At 66.0% G+C, this 22,115-nt stretch carries 23 protein-coding genes and 1 tRNA gene; 14 read left to right on the top strand and 10 right to left on the bottom strand.

Translation table 11 applies throughout. The annotated features are described in order from the left end of the window. Window positions 1-6 precede the first annotated feature (6 nt). The 4 genes from NI1_RS32325 to NI1_RS32310 are packed head-to-tail and all read right to left on the bottom strand — an operon-like array spanning window position 7 to window position 4,332. Window positions 7-1,329 carry an MFS transporter gene (locus tag NI1_RS32325; RefSeq protein ID WP_067828641.1) on the bottom strand — a complete coding sequence of 441 codons (1,323 nt, stop codon included), beginning with the start codon at window positions 1,327-1,329 and terminating at the stop codon, window positions 7-9. A gap of 55 nt (window positions 1,330-1,384) precedes the next feature. Next, entirely contained in the window at window positions 1,385-2,503 is a 1,119-nt protein-coding gene (locus tag NI1_RS32320) for a serine hydrolase domain-containing protein (protein ID WP_067828639.1), read from the bottom strand. Between the two features lie 7 nt (window positions 2,504-2,510). After that, window positions 2,511-3,383, bottom strand: a complete 873-nt coding sequence (locus NI1_RS32315; protein WP_245663505.1) for a helix-turn-helix domain-containing protein — start codon at window positions 3,381-3,383, stop codon at window positions 2,511-2,513. Between the two features lie 22 nt (window positions 3,384-3,405). Beyond that, a complete protein-coding gene (locus NI1_RS32310) occupies window positions 3,406-4,332 on the bottom strand; it encodes a helix-turn-helix transcriptional regulator (RefSeq protein ID WP_067828635.1) in 927 nt (308 codons plus the stop codon). Between the two features lie 102 nt (window positions 4,333-4,434). On the opposite strand from NI1_RS32310, the gene NI1_RS32305 reads away from it, so the two are divergent. The 8 genes from NI1_RS32305 to lysA all read left to right on the top strand — a co-directional run bounded on the left by NI1_RS32305 (window position 4,435) and on the right by lysA (window position 12,520). Continuing rightward, a complete protein-coding gene (locus tag NI1_RS32305; RefSeq protein WP_084524093.1) occupies window positions 4,435-5,865 on the top strand; it encodes an MFS transporter in 1,431 nt (476 codons plus the stop codon). Between the two features lie 107 nt (window positions 5,866-5,972). Continuing rightward, on the top strand, window positions 5,973-6,551 hold the full coding sequence (locus NI1_RS32300; protein ID WP_067828633.1) for a PadR family transcriptional regulator: 579 nt from the start codon (window positions 5,973-5,975) through the stop codon (window positions 6,549-6,551). Then, window positions 6,548-8,575, top strand: a complete 2,028-nt coding sequence (locus tag NI1_RS32295) for an NADPH-dependent 2,4-dienoyl-CoA reductase (protein ID WP_067828630.1) — start codon at window positions 6,548-6,550, stop codon at window positions 8,573-8,575. Before NI1_RS32300 ends, NI1_RS32295 begins: the two co-directional genes overlap by 4 nt. Next, a complete protein-coding gene (locus tag NI1_RS32290) occupies window positions 8,575-9,156 on the top strand; it encodes a VOC family protein (RefSeq protein ID WP_067828627.1) in 582 nt (193 codons plus the stop codon). The genes NI1_RS32295 and NI1_RS32290 overlap by 1 nt, the downstream gene beginning before the upstream one ends. Before the next feature lie 135 nt (window positions 9,157-9,291). After that, entirely contained in the window at window positions 9,292-9,747 is a 456-nt protein-coding gene (locus tag NI1_RS32285) for a DUF4189 domain-containing protein (RefSeq protein WP_067828625.1), read from the top strand. Window positions 9,748-9,755: 8 nt separating this feature from the next. Next, the gene (locus NI1_RS32280; RefSeq protein ID WP_067828623.1) at window positions 9,756-10,178 is read left to right on the top strand and encodes a DUF4189 domain-containing protein; all 423 of its coding nucleotides are present in this window, start codon (window positions 9,756-9,758) and stop codon (window positions 10,176-10,178) included. Window positions 10,179-10,244: 66 nt separating this feature from the next. Next, complete coding sequence (gene cmrA / locus NI1_RS32275; protein WP_067828621.1) at window positions 10,245-11,042, top strand: mycolate reductase; 798 nt, start codon at window positions 10,245-10,247, stop codon at window positions 11,040-11,042. Between the two features lie 131 nt (window positions 11,043-11,173). Continuing rightward, a complete protein-coding gene (gene lysA, locus NI1_RS32270) occupies window positions 11,174-12,520 on the top strand; it encodes a diaminopimelate decarboxylase (protein ID WP_067828619.1) in 1,347 nt (448 codons plus the stop codon). Between the two features lies 1 nt (window position 12,521). Here lysA and NI1_RS32265 read toward each other — a convergent pair whose 3' ends face one another. After that, entirely contained in the window at window positions 12,522-14,267 is a 1,746-nt protein-coding gene (locus NI1_RS32265; protein ID WP_067828616.1) for a helicase HerA-like domain-containing protein, read from the bottom strand. A gap of 178 nt (window positions 14,268-14,445) precedes the next feature. Between NI1_RS32265 and orn the strand changes: the two genes are divergently transcribed. Together orn and NI1_RS32255 are read left to right on the top strand one after the other, a co-directional pair. Beyond that, on the top strand, window positions 14,446-15,066 hold the full coding sequence (orn, locus tag NI1_RS32260; protein WP_067828613.1) for an oligoribonuclease: 621 nt from the start codon (window positions 14,446-14,448) through the stop codon (window positions 15,064-15,066). Between the two features lie 86 nt (window positions 15,067-15,152). Beyond that, window positions 15,153-15,228 (top strand) — tRNA-His (locus NI1_RS32255). A gap of 99 nt (window positions 15,229-15,327) precedes the next feature. Here the strand turns inward: NI1_RS32255 and NI1_RS32250 are convergent. The 5 genes from NI1_RS32250 to NI1_RS32230 all read right to left on the bottom strand — a co-directional run bounded on the left by NI1_RS32250 (window position 15,328) and on the right by NI1_RS32230 (window position 20,310). Next, entirely contained in the window at window positions 15,328-16,626 is a 1,299-nt protein-coding gene (locus NI1_RS32250) for a hypothetical protein (RefSeq protein ID WP_157535451.1), read from the bottom strand. Between the two features lie 37 nt (window positions 16,627-16,663). After that, window positions 16,664-16,828 carry a helix-turn-helix domain-containing protein gene (locus NI1_RS38270; RefSeq protein WP_157535450.1) on the bottom strand — a complete coding sequence of 55 codons (165 nt, stop codon included), beginning with the start codon at window positions 16,826-16,828 and terminating at the stop codon, window positions 16,664-16,666. Window positions 16,829-17,119: 291 nt separating this feature from the next. Then, window positions 17,120-18,223: a DUF1152 domain-containing protein gene (locus NI1_RS32240; protein ID WP_067828604.1), complete on the bottom strand. Its 1,104-nt coding sequence runs from the start codon at window positions 18,221-18,223 to the stop codon at window positions 17,120-17,122. Window positions 18,224-18,247: 24 nt separating this feature from the next. Further along, entirely contained in the window at window positions 18,248-18,925 is a 678-nt protein-coding gene (locus NI1_RS32235; protein WP_245663504.1) for a RibD family protein, read from the bottom strand. Between the two features lie 8 nt (window positions 18,926-18,933). After that, a complete protein-coding gene (locus NI1_RS32230) occupies window positions 18,934-20,310 on the bottom strand; it encodes a helix-turn-helix domain-containing protein (RefSeq protein ID WP_067828598.1) in 1,377 nt (458 codons plus the stop codon). Between the two features lie 173 nt (window positions 20,311-20,483). On the opposite strand from NI1_RS32230, the gene NI1_RS38265 reads away from it, so the two are divergent. The 4 genes from NI1_RS38265 to NI1_RS32215 all read left to right on the top strand — a co-directional run bounded on the left by NI1_RS38265 (window position 20,484) and on the right by NI1_RS32215 (window position 21,998). Further along, a complete protein-coding gene (locus NI1_RS38265) occupies window positions 20,484-20,663 on the top strand; it encodes a hypothetical protein (protein ID WP_157535449.1) in 180 nt (59 codons plus the stop codon). 4 nt (window positions 20,664-20,667) lie between these two features. Then, window positions 20,668-20,934: a helix-turn-helix domain-containing protein gene (locus NI1_RS32225; protein ID WP_067828596.1), complete on the top strand. Its 267-nt coding sequence runs from the start codon at window positions 20,668-20,670 to the stop codon at window positions 20,932-20,934. A gap of 3 nt (window positions 20,935-20,937) precedes the next feature. Next, entirely contained in the window at window positions 20,938-21,315 is a 378-nt protein-coding gene (locus tag NI1_RS32220; protein WP_067828593.1) for a hypothetical protein, read from the top strand. A gap of 107 nt (window positions 21,316-21,422) precedes the next feature. Then, a complete protein-coding gene (locus NI1_RS32215; RefSeq protein WP_067828591.1) occupies window positions 21,423-21,998 on the top strand; it encodes a restriction endonuclease in 576 nt (191 codons plus the stop codon). Window positions 21,999-22,115 lie beyond the last annotated feature (117 nt).

Here is a 22,115-nt window from a genome sequence, read left to right as displayed (position 1 = left end):
TGCGGCTCAGGCGGTTTTCGCTGGCGAGCGCACCGGCAGCAGTGCGATCAGCCCGGCGATGAGCACCAGCAGAATGCCGACGATGCCCGCGCGATCGGCGTCGAAAGCCCAGACGAAGAACCCGAAAAGCATTGGCGCCAGGAACGATACGGCCCGGCCCGTGGTGGCGTAGAGCCCGAACAGCTGCCCCTCGCGACCGGGCGGCGCCAACCGGGTCAGGAACGATCGCGCGGAAGCCTGTGCGGGGCCGACGAATACGGTCAGGCACAGCCCGAAGATCCAGAACATGAGCGGCCCGGACACCACCAGCAGGAAACTCCCGCAGATGATCATTCCCACCAGCGAGGCGACGATCACCGCCTTCGGCCCGACCCCGTCGTCGAAGCGCCCCGCCACGATGGCTCCCAGCGCCGCAACCACATTCGCCGCGATACCGAAGAGCAGTACGTCCGAATCGGCGATGCCGTAGACCCGCACCGCCAGAATCGCACCGAAGGTGAACACTCCGGCCAGCCCATCGCGGAAAACCGCACTGGCGAACAGGAATCCCACGGTCCGCCGGTCCACCCGCCACAACTCCCGCACGTCCCGCCACAACACCTTGTAGGCGTTCGGTCCGCCCTTGCTCGCGCCCGGATCGGCGTCGGTACGCGGCAATTCGGGGACATAGAGGAACAGCGGCACCGCGAACCCCGCGAACCAGACCGCCGCCAGCACCGCGACCAGCCGGATGTTCAACCCGTCATCGATGGGCACCCCGAGCAGCCCCCGGGTATCCCCCTTCCCCACGATGAACCCGAAATAGCAGATCAGCAGCAGGATGATCCCGCCGAAATACCCCATCGACCACCCGAACCCGGACACCCGGCCCACGGTCGAAGGCGTGGAAACCTGCCGCAGCATCGAGTTGTAGGGCACATGCGCGAGTTCGAAGGTGGCCGACCCGATCCCCAGCAGCACCAGCCCCAGCCACAGATAGTGATAGTCCTTGCGCACGAAGAACATCGCGGCCATCAGCAGCACCGTCACCGTGGTCAAGACCCCCAGCGACAGCTTCCGGCGGGCAGTGGCATCGAACCACTGCCCGCTCACCGGCGCGGTCAACGCCACCACCAGCCCCGCCAGGCCCAGCGCCCACCCCAGCCAGGCGCTGGACGAAATCCCGCCCGGCAGGTCCTCGCCCACCTTGTCGGTGAGGTACACCGAGAAGACGAAGGTCAGAATGACGGCGTTGAAGGAGGCCGCCGCCCAATCCCACAACCCCCACGCGAACACCGGGCCGCGGCCCGCCGCCTGTCCGATCGTCGCCCGCCCCGGTACCTCGGTCATGCTGCGCAGGGTAGGCGATCAACACTCCCCCGACACGCTGAAACGCGCTACCTCGTCAAACGCCCAGCGCCAGTTGGATGAAAGCCTGGAGCGCGCCGTCGATGGGGTGGGGCTGGGGACGGCCCGCGGCGTCGAGGCGGTGCCAGCGTTGCAGGTTCACCGCGAGCGATACCTGCCGCCGGCCGTCGGCGCTGCTCATGGAGATCGCGCCGCCGCCCCAGACCGACCCGTCATGGCCCCAGCAGGTGCCGAGACCCGGGACTTCGGTCTTGTGCAGGCCGAGGCCGTACTCGATGCGCTTGCCCTCGAAGGAGATGACCGGGAAGGTGCGCTGCATCTGCGCCAGCGCCGATCGGCTGATGATCTCGCCTTCCAGCAGCAGGCGGAAGAAGCGGTTCAGGTCCGAGACGGTCGAGACGAGGGAGGCCGACGGGCCCACGAACGACATGTCGTAGACGCTGAAATCCGCTGGCGGGTCGATCATTCCGAACCAGGACTCGTAGTGCAGGGAGTGCGGTCCGGTGAGCTCGGGGGTGGTCGGCAATTCGGTGTCGCGTAGTCCGGCACGCTCGATGACGTCCCGGGTGATGTACTTCTCGGCGGTGGTGCCGGTCACCGACTCCAGAAGCTGGCACAGGAGCAGGTAATTGGTGTTCGAGTAGATCCCGGGCGCACCGCCCGGAGCGCCGACCGCGGGCGCGGAGACGCCCATCGCGATCAACTCTACCGGGTCGAACTTGGTGAATCTGTTGTCGGCCAAGCTCTTCGGCGTCGTCTTCGCCATGACGGGGAAGGCCGCGAGGGACGGATAGGCGTGCGGCAGGTATTCGGCGAGACCGCTGGTGTGGTTGATCAGCATCCGGACGGTGATCGCCTGGCCGCGTTCGTCGGGAACCAGGTGCGGCAGGTAGTGGCCGATCGGGGTGTCGAGGGCGATTTCACCGCTGTCGACCTGCCGCAGTACCGCGGCGGCGGTGAAGGATTTGGTGATGCTGCCGACCCGGTGCCGCATCTCGGCGGTGACCGGACGGGCGGTGGTGAGATCGGCGACTCCGGCTGCGCCGGACCAGGTTTCGTCGCCGTCGCGCACCTCCGCGAAGACGCCGGGCAGGCCGGCGTGCTGCGCGTTCTCGAGGGCGGTTTGCAGTTTCGCGGGATCGAGGGTGTCGTTCATGCCACCACTATCGAGCGGCCGCCCCCGCCCGGTATTGAACAAATTTCCCCCACGCCCGATACCGCTGCCGCGCGATGGCCGGCAGGTAGTTCTCCGTCAGCGCACCCGGTGTGTCCGCCGCGAACATCGACACCTCCCGGCACAGGTGCGCCTGGTCGGCATATCCGCAGGCGGCCGCGACCTCGGCGGCGGGCCGCCCGGCCAGCAGACCGTCCACCGCGCAACGGAATCGGACCAGCATGGCCGCTCGCTTGGGCGTCAGGCCGATCTGGGACTCGAACCGGCCGAGCAATCGCTTATGGCTCCAGCCGACCGATTCGGCGAGCTCACCGATCCGCACCCGGCCGCCGGAGGAGAGGATGCGATCCCAGCCCGCGAGCACCTCCGGGTCGGCCCGCCGCGCTTGCCGATCACGCTGAGCCAGAAACGATTTCGTCAAAGCGAACCGCTCGTCCCAGGTCGGGGCGGCGGCCAGTTGCTCCCGCAGTCGACGGGCTTGCGCACCCCACAGGTCCTCGACGCCGACCACCCCGCGACCCAATTCGGTGGGAGAAACCCCCAGCAGCGGATACGCCAGCATCGGCGACAACCGCACCTCGATACACGCGGCCCGCTCACCACGAATCCGCATGGGCTCGAGGGGAAGTCCGGCCACGAAACCACCCATTGCCCGCTGTCCGGCCGCGTCGTCGATGGTCAGGCCCCGGTTGCCGAACTCGATCAGCACCGTGACCGCCGAGGTCCCGGCCACCCGCAGATCCACCCCGGCGGCCCCGGTCGCGCGGTAACCGATCATCGCGACGCCAGGCGGCACCCCCGCGGCCGGACCGGCGAAATCCCAGCCCGCATCGAGTTCCCGGCCGAAATCCACAGCTGTCACCCGTCCAGATTACGGAAGCTCGTCAACTGGCGACGTAGCCGTGATCGCGTTCCAGATGCTCCCGCCAGGGCTGTTCGCGCTCCTCGTCGGTCATGGCGATCAACCTGTGCAGGCAAGCCCAGCCCGCCGCGTCGGTGGGCTGCCAGATCTGCGCCCAAGCCCCGGCGATGGAGGGCAGCGACATACTGGTCATGATCATTTCCAGGTCGCCGATGGCGAGATTGCGCACCGTGCGGGTGCGCCCGACCGGCAGCGCCACATCATTGCGGGCCCACATGGTCGCGAAAAGCGCGCTCTGCGAGCACAAATCGTCGATGAACGCGGTCCAGTCCGGGTCCTGGAGGTGACGGACATAGGCGGCGCGCAGGTAGCCGACCATGCGGCCCAGATGCTCCGGGCCGTTGGACGGATACGGATTGCAGCACTCGGGGCTCAGGAACACCTTGCGCAGCACGTTCTTCTCGCCGCGCGTGAAGGCCGGGCAGAGCGCCTCGTAGGCGGCGTTGTGGGCGAGCACGTCATAGCGGGCACTGAGCAGCGCGGCCGGCAGCGGATGCAGATGATCGAGGATCACCTGTACCTCCTCCGGCACCGGATCCTCGTGCAGCGGTATCGGCACGGTCGGCACATCGGCCAGGCGGTACAGGTGCGCCTTCTCGACGCCGTCCAGGCACAGCGTGCGCGAAATCGCGTCCAGCACCTGGATACTCGCGTTGATATCGCGGCCCTGCTCCAGCCAGGTGTACCAGGTCACCCCGACCCCGGCGAGTTGGGCGACCTCCTCGCGGCGCAGTCCCGGGGTGCGACGCCGCGAACCGACCGGCAGCCCCACGTCCTGCGGGGTGATGCGGGCCCGCCGCGACTTGAGGAAGGCCGACAGTTCCGCGCGCCGGACCTTGCCCGCGGTGCTGTTGTCGGAGCCGGTCGATACTGCGTTCGCTGCGTCCACGTTCCCATCGTCGCCGCAACCACCGACAGTATCCAGGTGCTGCTGATACCCGTATAACGGGACTCCTGTTACCAGGATGAACGGGACCGCAGGCTCGTACCCATGACTTCGAGCATTACCCGAACACCTCCGGCACCGGCCGTACCGGCGACCCCGGTCGCCATCCGCCGGCCGCTGGCCGTCCTCGCGGTGATCCTGCTCGGCCAGTTCATGGCCGTCCTGGACGCCTCCATCGTCAATGTCGCCATTCCCTCGATCCGCACCGGGTTGCACGCCAGCGGTTCCGCCCTGCAACTCATCGTGTCCGGATACGTCATCGCCTACGCCGTATTGCTGGTCACCGGCGCCCGGCTGGGCGATCGGTTCGGGCAGCGGAATATGTTCGTCACCGGCCTCACCGTGTTCACGGCGGCCTCACTGGCCTGCGGGCTGGCGTGGAATACCGACTCGCTCATCGTATTCCGGTTCTTGCAGGGTGTGGGGTCGGCGGCGATGGTGCCGCAGGTGATGACCCTGATCCAGCGCACCTTCACCGGAACCACGCGGGCACGGGCACTTTCGGCCTACGCGGCGGTCATCTCCGGCGGCATGGTGGCCGGGCAGATCGCGGGCGGGCTGATCATCAATGCCGATGTGGCCGGAAGCGGTTGGCGCGGTGTGTTTCTGGTGAACGTACCGATCGGCCTCGCCCTGCTGGCGCTGGCGCCCGGCATCCTGCCCGCGATGGCGGCCCGGGTGGACCGCAAGCTGGATCTGGCCGGGCTGGCCGTCCTCACCCCGGCCGTACTGCTGCTGGTGGTGCCGCTGGTCCTCGGCCACGAACAGGATTGGCCCGCCTGGAGCTGGATCGCCTTGGCTTGCGCCGCAGTGGGTTTCGCGGGCTTCGCGCTGGTGGAACGCCAGGTGCACCGGCGCGGCGGCGAGCCGCTCTTCGCCGACCGCGTCCTGAAGGCCCCCGGCCTGGTCCTCACCGCCGTCACCCTGCTGCTGGTCATGTGCACCTTCGGCGGCTGGCTCTTCGTCATGGCCATCCACCTGCAAGGCACGCTCGGCTACAGCGCCCTGCACGCCGGCCTGCTCTTCATCCCCAATGGCGCGACCTTCGCCGTCGCCAGCCTGAACTGGTCGCGCGTCCCCGCCCGCTTCCACGCCGCCATGATCCCGCTCGGCCTGGTGCTGGCCGCCTCGACCATGATCATCATGGGGCTGCTGCTGCGGGACGGGAGCGGCATGGGCGTCCTGGAGCTGACCGTCTTCGGCATCATGGGGATCGGGTTCGGCCTGTCCTTCAGCCCGCTGATGGCCCGCACCACCGCTCGTATCCCGCTGAATCTGGCCGCCGATGCCAGCGGCATCCTGGTGACCAGCGTGCAATTGGGCGTCGTGGTCGGCATCGCCACCTTCGGTTCGGTGTTCCTGAGCCTCGCGGGGGCGACCGGCCTCTCCGCCGCGCACGCGGTGGGCGTCACCGCGATCACCGAGGGGGTGACCGTGCTGGTCGCGGCGGGACTGGCCGCCCGTGCGGCGCGATAACCCCGATCGACGGAAACCGGAGGCTCAGCGTCGAGCCTCCTTTTTTCACGCCCGAAACTCTATGCACTAAGTTGCATAGTACGGCCCGTCTCATTTACCCTCGGGGCATGGCCCTCGAACACGCGCTACTGGTATCGCTGACCGAACGTGCGAGTTCGGGCTATGACCTGGCGCGGCGCTTCGACAAGTCGATCGGGTTCTACTGGAACGCTACCCACCAGCAGATTTACCGCGTGCTCAAGCGGATGGACGAGCAGGGCTGGGTGGTCGCGGAGGCCATCGCGCAGGAGGGACGGCCCGACAAGAAGGTCTACACCGTCTCCGATGCCGGGCGCGAGGAACTCATCCGCTGGATCGCCGAACCCGTCGACATCGAACCCATGCGCAACGAGCTCGGCGTGAAACTGCGCGCGGCCTCGCTCGGCGACCCGGCCGTCATCGTGGCCGAGGTGACCCGCCATCGCGACCAGCACGCCCAGCGGCTCGACCTGTACCGGACCTTCGAGAAGAAGGACTATCCCGCGCCGGATCAACTCACCGGCAAGAAACTGCACCAGTACCTCGTGCTGCGCGGAGGAATCCGCATCCAGGAGGGCGTCGTGGACTGGTGCGAGGAAGTACTAGACGCCCTCGCGCGCGACACAGCCCAGTCGCCGGCGTCCGACCCGAAAGGCACTCAGCGATGAGCGCGTACCCGCATCTGTTCGAACCCCTCGATCTGGGATTCACCTCGCTGCGCAATCGCGTGGTCATGGGGTCCATGCACACCGGCCTCGAGGACCGGGCCTGGCATATCAACCGGCTGGCCGCGTACTTCGCCGAACGCGCGAAAGGCGGTGTGGGGCTGATCATCACCGGTGGCTACGCCCCCAACCGCACCGGGTGGCTGCTGCCGTTCGGGGCCAAGCTGACCAACAAGACCGAGGCGTACCGGCATCGCGCCATCACCAAGGCGGTGCACGCCGAGGGCGGCAAGATCGCGCTCCAGATCCTGCACGCGGGACGCTATTCCTATATGCCGACCAGCGTTTCGGCCTCGGCCATCAAGGCGCCGATCAACCCGTTCAAACCGCGGGCGCTGTCGAGCAAGGGTGTCGAGTCGACCATCGACGATTACGCGCGCTGCGCCTACCTGGCCAAGTTCGCCGGGTACGACGGCGTCGAGATCATGGGTGGTGAAGGGTATTTCATCAACCAGTTCCTGGCGCCGCGCACCAACAAGCGCAAGGACAAGTGGGGCGGCTCGCCCGAGAACCGCCGGCGGATCGCCGGGGAGATCGTGCGCCGGGTGCGCAAGGCGGTCGGACCCGACTTCATCATTGTATTCCGTTTGTCCATGGCCGATTTCGTGGAGAACGGGCAGACCTGGGACGAGATCGAAGCCGTCGCCAAGGATGTGGAGGCCGCCGGGGCCACCATCATCAATACCGATATCGGCTGGCACGAGGCGCGCGTCCCGACCATCGTGACCTCGGTGCCGCGGGCGGCGTTCGTGGAGTGGACCGCGAAAGTCAAAGACGTGGTGAGCATTCCGGTGTGCGCCTCCAACCGCATCAATATGCCGGAGACCGCCGAGGAGATCCTCACCCGCGGCGATGCCGAACTGGTGTCGCTGGCCCGCCCGCTGCTGGCCGACCCGTACTGGGCACGTAAGGCCCAGGACGCCCGCGACGACGAGATCAACACCTGCATCGCCTGCAACCAGGCTTGCCTCGATCACGCCTTCCAGGCGAAAACCGTTTCCTGCCTGCTGAATCCGCGTGCGGGGCACGAGACCGAGCTGAAGCTGCTGCCGACGCGGCGCACCCGCAAGTTCGCGGTGGTCGGCGCGGGACCGGCCGGGCTCGCGGCGGCGGTGTCGCTGGCCGAGCGCGGGCATCACGTGGACCTGTTCGAGGCCGATGACAAGATCGGCGGGCAGTTCGACATCGCGCGCCGTATCCCGGGCAAGGAGGAGTTCAGCGAGACCGTCCGCTACTTCACCCGGCAGCTCGAAGTCACCGGCGTGCGAGTGCATCTCAATACCCGGGCCACCGCCGAACAGCTCATCGCGGGCGGCTACGACGAGGTCATCCTGGCCACCGGTGTGAAGCCGCGCATCCCGAACATCCCGGGCGTGGATCACCCGAAGGTGCTCACCTACGCCGAGCTGGTACGCGACGGTAAGCCGGTCGGCAAGAAGGTCGCGGTGATCGGCGCGGGCGGCATCGGCTTCGATGTCAGCGAATTCCTCACCGTCGAAGGGCATCCCAGCCTGAAGCTCGACGAGTGGAAGGAAGAATGGGGCGTCTCCGACGACCCGAACGCCCGCGGCTTCCTGACCAAGCCCAAGCCCTCCCCCGCCGCCCGCGAAGTCGTACTGCTGCAACGCAAGTCCTCCGCTTTCGGCAAGGATCTGGGCAAGACCTCCGGCTGGGTGCACCGGGCCGCGGTGAAGGCCAAGGGGGTCGAGCAGATCGGCGGCGTGAACTACGAGCGCATCGACGATCGCGGGCTGCACATCAGCTTCGGGGAGAAGCGGCAGCGGCCGACCGTCATCGAATGCGACAACGTGATCCTGTGCGCCGGACAGGAATCCGTGCGCGATCTGGAAGCGCCGCTGACCGCGGCGGGCGTCAAGTTCCACCTCATCGGCGGCGCGGACCTGGCCGCCGAACTCGACGCCAAGCGCGCCATCGACCAGGGCACGCGGCTGGCGGCGGGCCTGTAATGCCGAACCTCACCCGCCTGGGGCTGCCCGGAGACGAGCGGTCCTGGGCGGCGCTGGGTTTCACCGTCACCGGCGGTCGCGTTCGCATCGGGCAGGTGGATTGCACGGTGGGCGCGACCGGCTGGGGCTTCGACGAAATCCGGGCCGGCGCCGATGAACTCGGCGTGCCGTATCTGGACGGCGAAGAAACCGGTGCGGCGACGGCGCATCCCAATGGCGTCACCATTGTCGACCACGTCGTCTACTGGGTGCCCGAATTGGATTCCGCGGTCGCCGAACTGAACGCCGTGCTCGGAATTCCGCCGCGCCGCCGTTTCTTCCCGCGCGGACCCGAGGGTCCGGAAATGGCGTTTTATCGCGTCGGCGAACCGTTTATCGAGGTGGTGAGTTCCGGCCGGGCATCAGCCCTGGTCGGCGCGGCATTCCTCACCCCGGATCTGGACGCGACCGTGGCCGCCGTGCGCGCCGCCGGCGGACCTGTCGGGGATCCGAAACCGGCGGTGCAGGGCGGTCGCATCGCCAGTGTCTGGCGGGGCCACGTGAATTGGGGGATTGCGTTTATGGAGCCGAAGCGCCGCTAGACGAAAACAGTCGCATCATGTGAAGATTTTGTGTGCGAATCCTGTTCTGCGGCGTTCGGTTTGCGCAATTGTCGGTCCTCCCTGTAAAGATCTTGAAGCACTTACTTCTTCATCATCCTCGGGGGAGGAACCCCTTTGCATCTGTCACTGAATCGGTCACGCGCCCTGGGCATCGTCGCCGCTACCGCTACCGCGCTCGTACTCGGCGCGTCCGGCACCGCACACGCCGAAGACGGCGACCTGTGGGGCTCGCTGGCCTACGAATACGTGGGCAACCAACTCCACACCATCATCGCGGTCAACTACGCGAGCGTCGAAGAGGCCGAAGCCGCCGCCCTCAGCGGTTGTGAGACCGGCGACTGCATCGTGCACAAGACCTGGGCGAACGGCTGCGTCGCGGTCGCTTCCCGAACCACCGGCGGCCGCAACGCGGGCTTCTGGGCCGCCTCCGGCCCCACCCGCGCCGAAGCCTCCCGCAAGACCCTGGCCTCCACCGGCACCGACCCGAACCCGCTGTTGGTCAGCTTCGGCAGCGCCCAGGCCAGCTCGGCTCGCATCGTCAACTCCGAGTGCACCGCCAACGCGAGCTGAGGCCGGTCATGTCCATGCGCGGGAAGACCGCGCTCGGCATCCTGACCGCCGCCGCGGCGTTGCTGCTGCCCGCCACGGCGCAGGCGGACGGGAATGTCCACGGCGCGATGGCCGTGTCCTTCTACCGAGGTGATCCCGTCATCGGAATCGCCACGGACGCAAGCGATCAGGCGAGCGCCGACCGCATCGCCATCCAGCGGTGCGGCCACTTCAGCTGCCTGGTCCAGGTGCAGTTCGTGAACGGCTGCGGGGCCATCGCCACCCGCGGCAGCAACTACGCCTCGGCGGTGGGCGCCACCCGCGCCGAAGCCGAACGCAAGGCCCTGGAGGCGACCGGAACGGATCCGCATCCGATCCTGGCGGGCATCGGCGTGGTGCGTAAGAGCGAGGCCAAACTGGTGTCCTCGGAGTGCACCGGCAACGCGAGCTGAGTGGTTCCGCCGGAACTCTCGGGGGAAACCCGGCGAGTTCCGGCGGTTCCACTAGGCTCGGCACTCGTGAGCTTGCCTGCACCCACCGCCGACAACCGTGCCGTCGTCACCGGATCCTCCTCCGGTATCGGAACCGCCCTCGCCGAAGAACTCGCCTCGCGCGGTTATTCGCTGATTCTGGTGGCCCGCCGCGAGGATCTGCTGAACCAGCTCGCCGAGAAGCTGAGCGCGAAATACGGCATCACCGCCGAAGTCCGCGCGGTCGATCTGTCGAATCGCGAACAGCGCGCGCCGCTGGCGAAGGAACTCGCCGACCGCGATATCGCCATTCTCTGCAACAACGCCGGTGTCGCCACCTTCGGGCCGCTGGCCAAGCTGGATCTGGACTACGAACGCGACATCATGGAGCTCAATGCCGTCGCCGTCCACGACCTCACCCTGGCGGTGCTGCCCGGCATGCTGAAGCGGCGCGCGGGCGGCATTCTCATCACCGGCTCGGCGGCGGGCAATATGCCGATTCCGAACAACGCCACCTACGCGGCATCCAAGGCGTTCACCAATTCCTTCTCCGAATCGCTGCGCGGCGAGGTCAAGAACAGCGGCATCAATGTGACGCTGCTGGCGCCCGGCCCGGTGCGCACCGACAATCCGGATCAGGAAGAGGTCGGCAACAAGATCCCGGAGTTCATCTGGGTCACCGCCGCGCACACCGCCAAGATCACCATCGATGCGCTGGCCCGCAACAAGATGCGCGTGGTTCCGGGCCTGATCTCCAAGGGCATGAGCCTGGTCGGCCAATTCGGCCCGCGCTCGCTCACCTCCCCCGTCGCCGGCGCCATGTACAAGAAGCTCGGCGAGAGCTAGATCAAGAACCCGTCAAGATCGCCCCGCCGCGCGTCAAGAGCGTGTAGCGGGTGCACCTGCGGTAATGAAACCGGCGTAGTCCTGAGGGCGGCCCCGCATACGGAATAGCGGGGACGCCAACAGGAGACACGGTGACGCTGCTCGACATATTCCCGTCGTTGCGTTCCGGGGGCATGGTCCCCCGCCTCGATCCCGCGATCTGGCCGAGCGAAACCCACTACGACGGCGACGGCCGCATCACCGTCGGCGGCGTCGCGCTGGCCGATATCGCCGATCAGTACGGCACGCCCACCTATGTCCTGGACGAGGACGAAGTGCGGTCGCGGTGCCGGGCGTACCGCAAGCGGTTCCCGGAAGCGGAGATCATCTACGCGGGCAAGGCCCTACTCACCCGGGCGGTGGCGGAATGGGTCACCGAGGAAGGGCTCTCCCTGGACGTATGCTCGGCCGGGGAACTGGCGGTAGCGCTGTCGGCATGGGCCGACCCGAAGCGAATCGTTTTGCACGGCAACGGAAAACCCTTCGCGGAGCTGGAGACGGCCATCGACTGCGGGGTGGGACGGATCGTGGTCGATTCACTGACCGAGATCACGCTGCTGTCAGCGCTGGCCATGAAGCCGCAGCAGGTGCTGTTGCGAATGACGCCCGATATCGACGTGCACGGGCATCCGGCGGTGCGGACCGGGGTGGCGGATCAGAAGTTCGGCTTCCCTTTGGAGAGCACCGCCGCCGACGAGGCCATCGAACGTATCGTGCGCCAGTCGAATCTGGAGTTCACCGGCCTGCACTGCCACATCGGCTCACAGATCTACGACACCTTCCCCTACGGCGAGGCCGTGCGGCGGATGATCGGCGAAATGACCCGCATCCGTGAACAATTCGGCATCACGCTCACCCATCTGGATCTGGGCGGCGGCCACGCGGTCGCCTACCGGCCCGGCGATGCGGAAATGAACCTGTACGAGCTGGCCGACATCATCGAGGATGCGCTGGACGCCGCCTGTGCGCGCTACCGATTCCCCAGGCCCGCAATCTCTTTGGAACCGGGCCGCGCGATCGTGGCCCGCGCCGGAATCACCCTGTACCGCGTGCTGTCGGTCAAACACGTCCCCGGCGGGCACACCTATGTGACCGTGGACGGCGGCATGAGCGACAACCCCCGCGTAGCCCTCTACGGCGCCCGCTACGAAGCAGTGGTCGCCAACCGCCACCCCGAAGGCCCCCACCTGACGGCCACCATCGCCGGAAGACACTGCGAGGCAGGCGATATCCTCGCCACCGACGTCAAACTCCCGGTCGATCTGCGCCCCGGCGAAGTCCTCGCCATGCCCTGCACCGGGGCTTACCACCACAGCCTGGCCTCCACCTACAACGGCATCGGCCGCCCACCCATCGTCGCGGTGCGCGGCGGGCACACCCGGGAACTGGTCCGCCGCGAAACCATCGACGATCTGCTGCGGCGCGATATCGGCCGCTGATTCAGCGCTTGCGGGTGCCGAAGATACTGCGGCCGATTTCGCGGCCGGCGACGGTGGCGGCGGAGCGCAGGAAGTTCTTGAAAGCGGCGTTGTTGACGACCTTTTCGGCGAGGGACTCGTCCACCGGTGCCGATTTGGAGCGGGAACGGGTCGGTGCGGGGGCCTGCTCGGCTTCCTGCGCCGCCTTCTCGATCTTCTCGGCCATGATCTCGTAGGCCGAATCGCGGTCTACGGTTTGGCCGTACTTCGAGTGCAGGGTGGATTGTTGTGCGCGCGAGCGGATTCCGTCGTCGCCGATGGTGTCCATGAGCGAGCGCGGGGGTTGCATGCGGGCCCACGCCACCGGGGTGGGGGCGCCCTTTTCGGAGAGCACCGTCACGACGGCCTCACCGATACCCAAAGAGGTCAAAGCCTTTTCGAGGTCGTAGGTGGCCGTTTTGGGGTAGGTGCGGACCGTCTTGGACAGGGCCGCCTGGTCTTCGGGGGTGAAGGCGCGCAAGGCGTGCTGGATGCGGGCGCCCAGTTGGGACAGGACGGCGTTCGGAATGTCGGTGGGAAGCTGGGTGCAGAAGAAGACGCCGACGCCCTTGGAGCGGATCAGCTTGACCGTCTGCTCGACCTGCTGGAGGAACGCCTTCGACGCGCCGGTGAAGAGCAGGTGGGCTTCGTCGAAGATGAAGACCAGCTTGGGCTTCTCCATATCGCCGATCTCGGGGAGAGTTTGGAACAGGTCCGCGAGCACCCACATCAGGAAGGTGGAGAACATCTGCGGGCGGGACGCCTGCGCGCCGAGTTCGAACAGGGTGATCACGCCCTGGCCGCCCATGGTGCGCATGAGGTCGGCCGGATCCAGTTCGGGCTCACCGAAGAAGGTGTCGCCGCCCTCGGCCTCCAGATTGATCAGCGAGCGCAGGATGACCCCGGCCGTCGTCGCCGACACGCCGCCGATCCCCTTCAACTCCTCCTTGCCCTCGGGGCTGGTGAGGAACTGGATGACCGCGCGCAGGTCCTTGAGGTCCAGGAGCGGGAAGCCGTTCTGATCGGACCAGTGGAAGATCAGGCCGAGGGTGGATTCCTGGGTTTCGTTGAGCCCCAGCACCTTCGACAGCAGGATCGGGCCGAACGAGGTGATGGTCGCCCGGATCGGCACGCCGATGCCTTCGGTGCCCAGCGAGACGAACTCGCACGGGTACCCCTGCGGTTTCCAGTCGGCGTCCCCGGTTTCCTGAGCGCGCGTGAGGATCTTGTCATTGGACTGCCCCGGCTGCGAGAGCCCCGACAGGTCGCCCTTGATATCGGCCACCACCACCGGCACGCCCGCCGCCGACAGCTGCTCGCAGATGCCCTGCACGGTTTTGGTCTTACCGGTACCGGTGGCGCCCGCGACGAGGCCGTGCCGGTTCATCGTTTTCATCGGAATCCGAACCCGCGCATCGGAATACACCTGACCGTCGACGATCACCGTGCCCAACTCGAGCGCGAGGCCCTCCATGGCGTAACCGGCCGCGATCTCCTGCGCCGCGGCCTCCCCCTTGCCGCCCGCCGAATCCGCCTTCCTACCACCGCTCTTCGCCGAACCGCTCGAATCCGCGGCAGCCTTGTCCGCTGCGGCCGCCTTCTCCGCGGCCTCCTGCTCGGCCGCTTCCTTCTCCGCCGCTTCGGCAGCCGCCGCCGCTTCGGCCGCGATCCGTGCCGCGTCCTCCGCCGCCTTGCGGGCCGCCGCTGCCTTCTCCTGCGGGCTGGTCATCGCGCTTCCTCCGTCTGCTGTGCCAACTGCGACTGCGTCTGCTGTGCCAACTGCGACTGCTGAACCAACTGCTTCGGAACCTGCGTTCGGCAACGATACTGCCCGGTCGGCACGCAAACCGGCCTCGACGCGGCCGGGCACCGAGGTGACCCCGCACCGAAGGACTAACCTTGCCCCGGTGAGCGACAAATACGTGGTGTGGATGGATTGCGAGATGACCGGCCTACGTCTGGACAGCGACAAGCTGATCGAGGTGGCCGCGCTCGTGACCGACAGTGACCTCAATATCCTCGGCGAGGGCGTGGACATCGTCATCCACGCCGACGACGCGGCCCTGGCCTCGATGCCGCCGGTGGTCACCGAAATGCACGCCCGCTCCGGCCTCACCGAAGAGGTCCGCCGCTCCACCGTCACCATGGCCGAGGCCGAACAGCAGATCCTCGACTACATCAAGCAGTACGTGCCCACCCCGCGCACCGTCCCGCTGGCCGGCAACTCCATCTCCACCGATCGCGGGTTCATCGCCCGCGATATGCCCGCCCTCGACGCCCACCTGCACTACCGCATGATCGACGTCAGCTCCATCAAGGAACTGGCCCGCCGCTGGTACCCCCGCATCTACTTCGGCCAGCCCGAGAAGGGCCTCGCCCACCGCGCCCTGGCCGACATCAAAGAATCCATCCGCGAACTCGAGTACTACCGCCGCACCGCCTTCGTAGCCCCACCCGGCCCCTCCACCGCCGAGATCGCCGCCGTCGCCGCCGACCTCTCCAGCACCCGCCCCGCACCCACCGAATAACCGCCCCAAACCCCATCTGAACAGCCGATTAGGAACTGACGGCCGGTACAAGATAAGCTTCTCCGCGCCGGAAGTTACCGGCAATGGTGGCTGTAGTTCAGCTGGTAGAGCACCAGGTTGTGATCCTGGGTGTCGCGGGTTCGAGTCCCGTCAGCCACCCCACAAGGCCCAGGCCGGAGAATTTTCTCCCGCCTGGGCCTTCTGCTTATTTGACGTTTTACCAACTTCTCACCAACTTCTGAGCGCATTTCTTCCAACTCCTCACGCGACGTAGGCGTTGAGCACGTCACGGTTGTCCGGTACGTCGCGCGGCTTCTCGACGTAATGCTCGGCGGTCACTCGCGAGCCCAGAACGTGGTTCAGCTGGAGCCCCGCGGCGTCGATGCCCTTCTCCTCGGCCGTCGCTGTCGCTACCCGCTTTCGGTAGGACCGCAGAGTGATGTGCGCGTACTCGGTCCCGCGCGCCGCCCGGAACGTCCGGTTGAAGTTGTTCGGGTTCTTGACCTTGCCGTTCCGGTTCACGAAGATCAGGCCCTCGGCCGGTCGCCCGGCCTCCGCCCAGCGGCGGCGCAGGATCAGCACCATGTACCACGGCACCCGCACCCGATAGGACTTCTTGCCCACCTTCAGCCACTCCTGCCGGAAACAGCCCTGCCCCTTCACCGTGACCACCGTCCCTGAGATCGTCAGCCACACCTCCGGGCAGCTCTCCGGCCCGATAGTCGGCCATTTCTGCGCGGCGAAGTCGATGCCTTCGACCTCTTCCCACCGGAACGCGAACACCTCGTGCGGGCGGACACCGCCGGCCCCGGCCGTGCAGTCACACACGTCCAGGATCTCCTGGGAGTCCCGGTGCGGACCGTGCTTGTAGGCGGGAGTGCCCGGGATCTCCTCACCGCGACCCCACTTCTCCACCGTCTCGCGCATGGCCTGCAACGTGGTCCACGCCTCGGCCTTCACGGACTTCTTCTTGCTGCGCATCGTGCGCTTGGAGACTCCGCTCATGGGATTCGCACCCGTGAGCGCGCCGTGGCGGATACACAGATCCAGCGTCTCGCGCAGGATCGTGGCCTGCCACCGCGCCTTCCGCTTGTGCCCCAGCTTGCTGATCGACTTCAGGTAGTTGTCGACGACGGCCGTGTCGATCTCGCGAATCCGGTAGTTCCCCAGCATGGGCCGGATCTTGATCGCGTCGGGATCCGCGCGTATGTCGTCGGACCTGTTGATCTGCCGCACGTACCCGTCGATGGTCTGCTGCGCGATGGTCTCATCGAGCTTCAACTCATCCAGCCACATGTCCAGCGCGGTGCTGAAGCGCGTGTTCGGCGTCAGTAGGCCCTCTTTCGCGGCCTTGGCGGGCGCCTGCCGGACTTCCAGGATGCCCTTGAGCTTCGCCCTGGCCTTGGGTTCGGTTGTGTCCCAGCAGTCCACAGGACGACTCACCCCATCGGTATCCCGATACTTGGTCCAGGCCCGGCACTTCTTAGGGCCCGCCTTGTCCGGATACTTCTTACTGCTGATCGCGCCCCACTGGCCGATCTTGAGCTCAACACTAGGCACCGGGCTCATCCCTTCACTGTTGTAGTAACGCCCGCTCTCACTCATCGAATTCGGCAACCGGGTAGCGAGCGCATCCACCGATATGGATGCACCGCGGCCCCTTCTGCGGCTTCTGCGCCGCCCAGTTCCGAAGGGTCTTCTCCGACAACTGAAGTCGCTGCGCAACTTGCAGCCGGGTCAGGTACGCGATCTCGGTGGACATGGCAAATCTCCTTGTGAGGGCGAGCGGGGGCAAGAGCCTGACAGTTCGCCAGTCGGTAACTGAAATCGACTCGCTGCTCGCGGAGGCACAGAAATTCTGGAATGCGCAACGAAGGCGCGTCATCAGGGCTGCCAACACAGTCCCTGGAGATCGTATCGATGACTCTCCGGTCGAACGGATCGCATCGAGTAGTGCCCAGAATATTCCGCCGTTCGAGTCCAGGCAATAAGCCGTGCTGGCCCACGACGAATGTTGTTATCGAATAACGCTATTCACCGGCGGATGTTCGAATCAGCCGTGGAACCGCTCGCTGAGCACCTGATACAACGGCGGACGAAAACAATCCGGTCGATGTTCGGACAACAGGGCTCGCAGGACCTGAGTAGCGTAAGGATCGACAGCCTGGACCAGCTCGGCTATCCGGCGCACCGTGATCGCATCGACCCCACGACTACGAGCCGCGTCCACATGGCGGTCGATAATGCGCAGCGACTCACCACCCGGAAAACGGACCTCCGCACGTTCACCGGCCGCACGCCTACGCTCGATATCGAGCTCGCTGCGGCCGCCCCGGCGGTCACGCAGTAACTGTTCGGCCTGATCGAGGCTCGTCGTCGACATCAGTGGCTCGGCAAGGGACGACCGCGTCAACGCCTCGGCATCGACCTCGTACACCCATGTCGCGCCGTCGCCGATCTCGATCAGCGCGTCTCGCTGGGTCTCGACCACACCTCGCCAACCGTGCGCGGCCGCCGCCAGCAGGGCGGTCGCTTCCGAAGGATGCCAGGACCAGACCCCATCGAACGGCGCGGCATCGGACGACCTCAGCTCGCAGATCCGATGACCGTCGAGCTGATCGATACGCGCATACACCTCAGCCGGTGACAACTCACCGTCGAGCCCCGGACCGGCGATCAGGACACGGGTAGGCATTCCCGACCGCATCGCAGCGGCGAGGGCAAGCGAGTCCGCCAGCGGACTGCGCAGCGTCGCCTCATCGCCCCGAGCGATAATGTCGCCTCCGACATCAACGACGACCAGTTCGTCAGCACCGAATTCCGTTGCAGCACAACGCATCAATTCGGACATGCCGCCAGCACCAGCTTCGGTCCCCAGCAACAGCAAGGGCATCTCGAGACACCCCGCCAGGGGCGGCAGCGTCGAAGACCCCCTCCTGAGCGCAGCCGTAGGCGGGATCTCAGCCACGCCGCCGCGATCGATCAGGCCAGAGAAAGCGTCCCGGGTCCGGGGTCCCGGCGTGGGATCGATCATGAACCGGTCCCACGAATAGCTCATTATCGCAGCGACCCCCAGGTCGGGAATCGCGGCAGCGAGCATGGCGGCGGTGATCGCGTCCCCGCCGCCGCCGGCGGCAATAGCGAGCGCAGTACTCATGAGGCTCAGTGTGTTCCGACGATTCTAAGAACCTGCGGAAGTCGGACTCGATTCCTTTGGGCAATACCGCAGTACTACGACGTCATCGAGCACTGTGGCGTCGATGAGCTTCATGCGTCGGCGCGATCCACCAGGGAACTCCGCCGGGGAGACGAACCTCGGCGCGTCGACCTGACCGATCAAGAGCGGTGCCACCGCATAGCGGAGTTCGTCAGCCAATCCGTGTGACAGGAAGGCGGTGTGAATGTGCGTGCCGCCCTCGACGATGAGTCGCCCGATTCCGCGCCTGCCCAGGTCGTCGAGCAGCGCTCCCCAAAAATCCTCTTCGGCGATTGCGACAACCTCGGCCACCTCGTTCAGCCGACCATTCATCTTCTCGGCGCCCTCGAAGGTGGTGTACACCAACGGTTTTCCCGCCTCGATGTGGTGGTGGAACATCCGCGCGTCCGGATCGATGTCGCCGGAGCGGGTGACGGTCACCTTGACCAGATTCGCAGGCTTGCCCGCAGCGACTCTGGCAGCGCGGCGTTCGTCGCTGCGCAACCACAGCCGCGGATTGTCGCGGCGGACGGTTTCCGCCCCGATGAGGATGGCATCACAGTCCGCACGCAGCGCATCCACGCTATCGAAGTCCCGATCGTTGGACAGGTAGAGGCGCTCCGGAATTGTGTCATCGATATAGCCGTCGAGGCTGACAGCCACGGAGAGCGCTACGAACGGTCGGGGCAACTCGCTGTCTCCCAAGCTGAATAGGCGTCCCGGAACTCGGCAACGCCAGGTTGCGTGCTGGCAGGATCGATCATGCCTGAAAGCTCACGCACCTTGTACAGGATGCGCGCCGACCGTGTCCCGATACCAATCTCCAGCGCCCGCTGACCAGCCGCCACCGCAGGCTCGATCTCCCCAGCAGCCATATGGGCCACAGCGGTACGCGCGAGATAGACACCCTTGTCGCGCGGATACTCCGGTTGCATCCTCGCCATAGCATCCGCGAACTGTGTTGTCGCACGCGCATATTCGCCGGTCTCGGCACGAGTGTGCGCCTCATAGGCGTCGATATAGGAGTGGTCGAGAAACATTCCCCATTTCGGGTCGGTGTCAGCGACCGCCACGATGCCACGCGCCATGTCGTAGGTTCGGGCGCTGTCGCTGACGCCGCCGGCGAGAGCCAGTGCGTGTGCTTGGAAGGTCAACGCCGCGGCGGCGAACAAGGAATCACCAGGTGCACTGCGGTGTGCGGCATTGGCGAGTTCTTCGGCCTCTGTCGCATCGCCCTGGTCGCACGCGAGTTGGCTCATGCGCACCAACGACAGGCCGATGTAGTAGTCATCGGCGAGTTGATGCGACCACTGCAGCGCTTTCGCCGCCCAGTGACCGGCACGGGCGAAGTCGCGCTGATCCTGGAGTTGCCAGGCAGCTGTCTCGGCGAACATCGCTTGCATACGCAGAATCCCGCGCGGGTCTCCGACCTTGCCACGCTTCAATTCGTCGAGGAGACGCAAGGCATCAAGGACATGCGGCAGCGTACGAGCGGCTCCGTAGACATTGTCAGATTCGATCAGCGACATTCGCAGGTTGTCGAAGTGCCGGATGTGATCGATGGATGTACTGGCGTATGTCGCCGCGACCGCCTTGCTGCTCGACACACCGCGTAGCGCTTCCAGCGCACCGGAGGCGGCTGCACCGACAGCGCCGACACCGATACCCAGAACGAAGTTCCGGCGCGGCACAGCGACCAGGACGTCCTCGCCGGCGAGGGTACGTGCCGCGACCACGATGCACTCGTCGTCGTCGAGCCGCGAACCGCCACGATCGTCGGGGATCCCGACTTGCGTCGGTCCCGGCTCAGCCGGTGCCTGCAAGATCGCCCGGAAGCGATGAAAGACAGCCGGATCCGCGCCGGCTAGCTTGCTGTCCATTCGTTCGGCGTAATGGGGGCTCAATTCGATGCCGTCGCCGCGCCGCTCCCACTTCTTGACCGTGTCGTAGGAGACACCGACGAACTCGGCGAACGACTCCTTGTGCAGTCGTAACGCTTCCCGAAATGCCCGTGTTTCGACGCCCGTCCATCGCGCGCAAACGCTCACAGCGGATCCCCTGTTGCCAGTCGGTGCCCTGAGAGTACCCGCGCGGTACCTACCCGGTCCCTTCATTCCAACAGCCGCTAGCAGCACCGTTGGAAGAGCACACGACGCCACGGTCCATCAAATGGCGTCGGGTGCACTCCAAAGCCGTTCCAGGGACATGGAGAACACCCGACATGGAAATCATGCTTGCAATAGCCCTTATCGCGCTACTGCTCACCGCGACCCTCTTGATCAGCGATACCGCAGCCCAATCCGGCCGCAACCCCGACGTGCTCACAGTGGCCGACATACAAGCCCGCCTCGAACTCGAACGAGCACACGCCGGCACCACCCATCCACTCGGAAGGCGGTAGCAGGATGGCATTCACCGAGCACGAGGCGAAAGTGCTTGCCACGCTGGCGGTCCTGGAATCCACAGGCTCGCTCACGGTCAACGAACTGTGCAAGCACACCGCACTCACCGAAACCGCCGTCCGCCATGCGCTGCTGCGCCTCTCGCGAGACGGCCTGGCCATGCACACCAGGCAGGCACCGAGTCGATACCGATCGACCAGTCGCGGCGCGTTGGCGATCCGACGACCCGTCTACCGCCAGTTCCGCCGCCCCACAGAAAGTCAGATGTGAACAATGGCCACACCCCTGGTGCTGCCGTCCGTCGTCGGCTTCATCCGGCCGGGTACCGCAGGATCCGACAGAGAACGGGACGCAGCCGATATACACGCCGTAGCGAGACAGCTCGGCTACATTGTCGCGGCGATCGTCTACGACATCCCCGGGCGGTATCTCTCTTTCGGCCGGATCATGAGCGCGGCCTGGAGCGCCGACGCCGCCGCCGTCATCGTGCCCAACGATCGCTACCTGCACGCGAACGAGATCAGTGACCTTCTCGCCATCGGCGAAGTGATCGTCATCGAGTCCGCGAAGCGACACACCGCAAGCGGGAGCAAGGTCCAAGTAACCGACCTCTGGGACAGCCAGCCGATCACCGCCTCAACCCCTGACTAGTGACCGTATGTGCCGGTTCACCCGAACGTCCGGACAAGCCCACGCTAGTGCCCGATCATTCGCGTGGGCATTCCGCAATTCGGCAAATCACGTACAGAGGCACGACGATGGCAGACGAATCAGTTGCGTGGCGCAGCTACGAGGAGGTAGCGACATACCTCCTGAACCAAATCGCATCGACGTTGGGTCTGGAGCGTGTCGAAGGGAAACAAGCCTTGCGGGGTGCCGTCACGGATTGGGAGGTCGACGCGAAGGGAGTGCGAGAAGGCGGAACCGGTTTCGTAGTCATCGAATGTCGGCGATACACGATATCGAGACTCAAGCAGGGACACCTTGCGGCCCTTGCGTACAGCATCCGCGATACCGGCGCGGACAGCGGCATCGTGGTTACGCCGTGTGGACTACAGGAGGGTGCCGAGCGGATCGCCGCCGCCGAGAACATCCAGATGGTCCGTCTCGACGCCGACAGCACCACGACCTCGTACGTTCTCGAATTCCTCGGCAACGTGATGATCGGTGTCCCAGCAATCGAAGCCAAAGTTCATGTGAGGCTGGATGGTTCGGTTGAGGTGACCAGCAACGGAAAGGAGCTGATCGTCGTCACCGCGGACGAGATTCCAGTACACGAAATCGGTTGCCGCTGCATCTGGTGTTTGATCACGGGATCAGCACCGACTTCGTGACCAGTTGCGTCTTGTTGGTGTCATACAACAAGTGCCGCAATCGATGCCATACCCGGACAGCCCTACCTTGTCATTGCCCAAGTCACCCCCTGCCACTCTCACTCTTTGTGCCCCTGC

It is taken from the genome of Nocardia inohanensis NBRC 100128, assembly GCF_001612945.1.
In the GTDB taxonomy this organism is placed as follows: domain Bacteria; phylum Actinomycetota; class Actinomycetes; order Mycobacteriales; family Mycobacteriaceae; genus Nocardia; species Nocardia inohanensis.
This window is presented reverse-complemented; position numbering and strand designations above follow the sequence as displayed.